Genomic DNA, 4,115 nt, shown 5'->3' on the forward strand with positions numbered 1-4,115 from the left:
CTTCATGCTCGGCGGGTCGCACAACTTCGCGGCCGACCGGGAGTTCGCCGAACGCGTGCTGTCGGTGTACCCGCAGGCCTGGCAGGTCGCCGTGTCGAACCGCGCGTTCCTGCACCGGGCGGTGACGACCTGCCTGCAGGCCGGGGTGCGGCAGTTCCTGGACCTGGGGTCGGGGATCCCGGCGGCCGGGAACGTGCACGAGATCGCGCGGGCTCACGACCCGTCGACGCGGGTCGCCTACGTCGACATCGAACCGGTGGCCGTCACGCACAGCCGCGCCGTGCTCGAGGGCACCGACGGGGTCTCGGTCACCGCGGCCGACCTGCGGCGGCCCGACCACGTGCTCGCCGCACCCGGCGTCACCGGGGTGCTGGACTTCGCCGAGCCGATCGCGCTGCTGATGGTGTCGGTGCTGCACTTCGTGCCCGCCGCCGACGACCTGCCCGGCATCGTCGCCCGCTACCGCGGTGCGCTGGCCCCGGGCAGCATGCTGGTCTGCTCGCACGGCAGCACCGACTTCACCGACCCGGAGGCGGCCTCGTCGGCGCGCCGCCTGGAGCAGCTCACCCAGGACAGCGCACAGCCGGCGTACGCCCGGAGCCGGGCCGAGCTGACCGCCGTCGTCGACGGGTTCGACCTGCTCGAGCCGGGCATGGTCGACCTCGACCTGTGGCGCCCGGAGCCGGGGGCGACCTACCACCGGACCGGGGTCTACGCGATGGTCGGCACGCTCCGGACGTGATCAGGCCCCGGTTCGGGCCCGGGGATCAGGCCCGGGAATCAGGCTCGGGGCCCGGCGAGGAGGGCGCGCGCCCGGTCGGCGGCCCGTTCGACGAGTGCCGCCAGGCGGGCGTCGTCGGGTCCCGCGTCGCCGGGTCCCGTGTCCTCCGGTGAAGGGCCTGCGGTGAGGGCGGCGACGATCTCCTCGCGGTCCCGCCCGCGCAGCAGCAACAGGACGAACGGGTCCTCGTCCAGCAGCCATGCGGCCTGGTAGCAGAGCGCGCCGGCGTGCACGCACGGGTTGCCCCAGTCCGGGCAGTCGCATTCCGGGTCGAGGTCCCCGATGCCGGGCAGCAGGCCCACCCCGGCGGCGTCGGCGGCCTGGACCAGGGCCCGCGGGACCTCTCCGGAGAGCAGCGCGGCGAGGTGCCCGGACTCGGCGGCGACCTGGTCGAGCAGGCGCGACCACTCGTCGTCGGTCAGGACGGTGAGCGCGACCGAGGCGTGCAGCCCGTCCGGCGCGTCCGGGTCGTCGACGGCGGCCGCCAGACGGCCCGGTGAGACCGTGATCGGCCCGACCCGGCCCGACCCGGCGACCCGTCGCGACCGGCGCAGCGCCGAGTGGTCGAGCGAGGTGTCCTCGACCGCGGCGACCCAGGCCCGCGCCCACCAGGACCGCCCCCGGGCGGCGGTGCCGCGCCGGGCCGGGAACGCGGGGAAACCCCACGCCGCGCTCATCGGGCCGCCCCGGCCGTCACGACGGCACCGGACCTTCCGGAGAGCTCTGGGGCTTCGGAGACCCCGGGGTCCTCGGTCTCGGCGGGGTCCGCGGTCAGGGCGACGAGCTCGGCGAGCTGGGCGTCGGACAGCCCGGTCAGGGCGTCCTCCCCGCGGGCGAGCACCGAGTCGGACAGGGCGCGTTTGCGCTCCAGCAGGGCGGCGATGCGGTCCTCCAGCGTTCCCTCGGCGACGAGACGGTGCACGTGCACCGGCCGTTCGCGTCCGATCCGGTGTGCGCGGTCGGTGGCCTGGTCCTCCACGGCCGGGTTCCACCAGCGGTCGTAGTGCACGACGTGGTCGGCGCGGGTCAGGTTCAGCCCGGTGCCGGCCGCGGTCAGCGACAGCAGCAGGACCGGCAGGTCGCCGGCCTGGAACCGGTCGACGAGCGCGGTGCGGGCCGGCAGGGTCAACCCGCCGTGCAGGATCGCCGCGTCCACCCCGCGCCGGCGCAGGTGGCGTTCCAGCAGGCGGGCCATCGTCACGTACTGGGTGAACACCAGCGTGCGCTCGCCGGCGTCGAGGATCCGGTCCAGGAGCGCGTCCAGGGCGTCGAGCTTCCCGGAACGCCCGTCCAGGACGACGTCGGGCCCGGTCTCGCCGAGGTAGTGGGCGGGGTGGTTGCAGATCTGCTTGAGCGCGGTGAGCAGCGCGCCGATCGCGCCGTGGCGCCCGACCCCGGCCCGTCCGGCGAGCTCGCCGGTCGCCGCGTCGACGGCGGCGGTGTAGAGCCCGGCCTGCTCGCGGGTCAGCCCGACCGGGCGGTCGGTGACGGTGCGGGCGGGCAGGTCGGGCGCGACGCCGGGGTCGGTCTTGCGCCGGCGCAGCAGGAACGGGCCGACCAGGCGGGTGAGCCGGTCGGTCGCGGCGCCCGACCCCCCGGGATCGGTACCGGACTCGATCGGGTCCGCCCAGCGGCGGGCGAACTCGGCCCGGCCGCCGAGCAGCCCGGGCGTCGTCCAGTCCAGGATCGCCCACAGGTCGGCCAGCCGGTTCTGCACCGGTGTCCCGCTCAGCGCGACCCGTGCCGTCGCCGGGACGGTGCGCAGCGCGCGGGCGGTGCCCGAGCGGGCGTTCTTCACGTACTGGGCCTCGTCGGCGACGACCAGGTCCCACCGCCGCCCGGCCAGCGGCGCCGGGTCCGCCCGCAGGGTGCCGTAGGTGGTGAGCAGGATGCCGCCCTCGGCGACGTCGGCCGAGCGCCCACTGCCGTGGAAACGGCTGACCGGGACGCCCGGTGCGAAGCGGTGGATCTCGCGCTCCCAGTTCGGCAGCACCGACGCCGGGCACACCACCAGGGTCTCGCCGGGGATCGTCGTGCGCCGGTGCAGGTGCAGTGCGATCACTGTGATCGTCTTGCCCAGCCCCATGTCGTCGGCCAGGCACCCTCCGAGGCCGACGTCGCCGTCCCCGTGGCCGCACTGCCGGGCCAGCCAGCCCAGCCCCTGGCGCTGGTAGGCGCGCAGCCCGGCGGCCAGCCCGGGCGGCTCGGGCAACGGCTCCGGGGCCGAGGCCAGGACGTCGCGCAGCCGGGCGAGCCCGCCCTGCGCCGTCACCGGGACCGCGACCCCGTCGACGACGAGCTCGCCGGCCAGCGCCGCCGCCACCGCGCGGACCGGTGACACCTCCTCCGGGCCGGTCCGCGCCGCCCGCCGGGCCAGCGCCGGGTCGACGAGCACCCACTCGTCGCGCAGCCGGACCAGCGGCGACGCCGCGGACGCGAGCGTCTCGTACTCCTCGACGGTCAGCGGGTCACCGCGCAGGGCCAGCTGCCAGTCCAGCGCGACCGACCCGCCGCCGTCGAGCAGACCGGCCGGCGTCCTGTCGTCGTCCCGGCCGCCGGCGACGATCCGCGGGCGCAGCGCCTCGCGCAGGCCCCGCGGCCAGTGCACGGCGACACCCGCGGACGCCAGCGCCGCGGCGCCGGAGACGAGCAGGTCGGCGAGGTCGGCGTCGTCGAGCTCGACCGCGTCCGGCACGGCGTCGCGCAGCAGCCGCTCCAGCGGGCCCCACAGCTGGGCGGCGCGGCGCAGCGCCAGCGCGGTCGCGACCCGATGGCGCGGGGTGAACCCGGGCACCGGGCCGTCCCAGAGCGCGGCGGCGTCGGTGACCCGGCCCGACGAGTGCACCTGCACCACGGCGCGCATCACCGGCGGGGCCCCGTCGACGGCGGCGGGCGCGGCGACCGGGTCGTCGGCGGGGGTGGCGTCGACCGAGATCGACGCCGGCTCGACACGCAACGACAGGCGGACCGCGTCGGTCCCCGTCGTTCCAGGGCCCGCGGATCCGGGGCCGGTCGGTCCGATACGGACGGGATCGTGCCCGGCGTAGGCGCCGTGGTCGTCGTCGGAGCGGGGCAGGGTGTCGGCGACGGCGTCGCAGAAGGCGCGCAGGTGCTCCGGCCCGGGGAACTCCGGTCCGGGGAACTCCGGCCCGGGGGTGTCCGGTCCGGCCAGGCGATGCAGCCGCTCGGTGTCGGTCGGGTCCAGGTCGGCGGCCCAGGCGTCGTGTCCGGCGGGGGAGACCCCGGCGGTGATGGCGCCGCGGGCCACGACGTCCAGGGCGAGCGCGGTGGCCGCGCCCCACACGTCGTCGCGGGCGTGCAGTGACGGCAGCGC

3 protein-coding genes are annotated in these 4,115 nt (G+C 77.0%); 1 reads left to right on the forward strand and 2 read right to left on the reverse strand.

Features of this window, described 5'->3' with window-relative positions; genetic code table 11:
• A partial coding sequence (locus I4I78_RS30920) for an SAM-dependent methyltransferase (protein WP_218615049.1) occupies positions 1 to 742 on the forward strand: 742 nt, incomplete at its 5' end.
• 38 nt (positions 743 to 780) lie between these two features.
• On the opposite strand, the gene I4I78_RS30925 is transcribed toward I4I78_RS30920, so the two are convergent.
• Together I4I78_RS30925 and I4I78_RS30930 are read right to left on the reverse strand one after the other, a co-directional pair.
• Complete coding sequence (locus tag I4I78_RS30925; RefSeq protein ID WP_218615050.1) at positions 781 to 1,458, reverse strand: SWIM zinc finger family protein; 678 nt, start codon at positions 1,456 to 1,458, stop codon at positions 781 to 783.
• Complete coding sequence (locus tag I4I78_RS30930; RefSeq protein WP_374225951.1) at positions 1,455 to 4,112, reverse strand: DEAD/DEAH box helicase; 2,658 nt, start codon at positions 4,110 to 4,112, stop codon at positions 1,455 to 1,457. The genes I4I78_RS30925 and I4I78_RS30930 overlap by 4 nt, the downstream gene beginning before the upstream one ends.
• Between the last annotated feature and the right edge of the window lie 3 nt (positions 4,113 to 4,115).

Origin of the sequence: Pseudonocardia sp. KRD291, assembly GCF_019263595.1 — a bacterium.
Taxonomy (GTDB): domain Bacteria; phylum Actinomycetota; class Actinomycetes; order Mycobacteriales; family Pseudonocardiaceae; genus Pseudonocardia.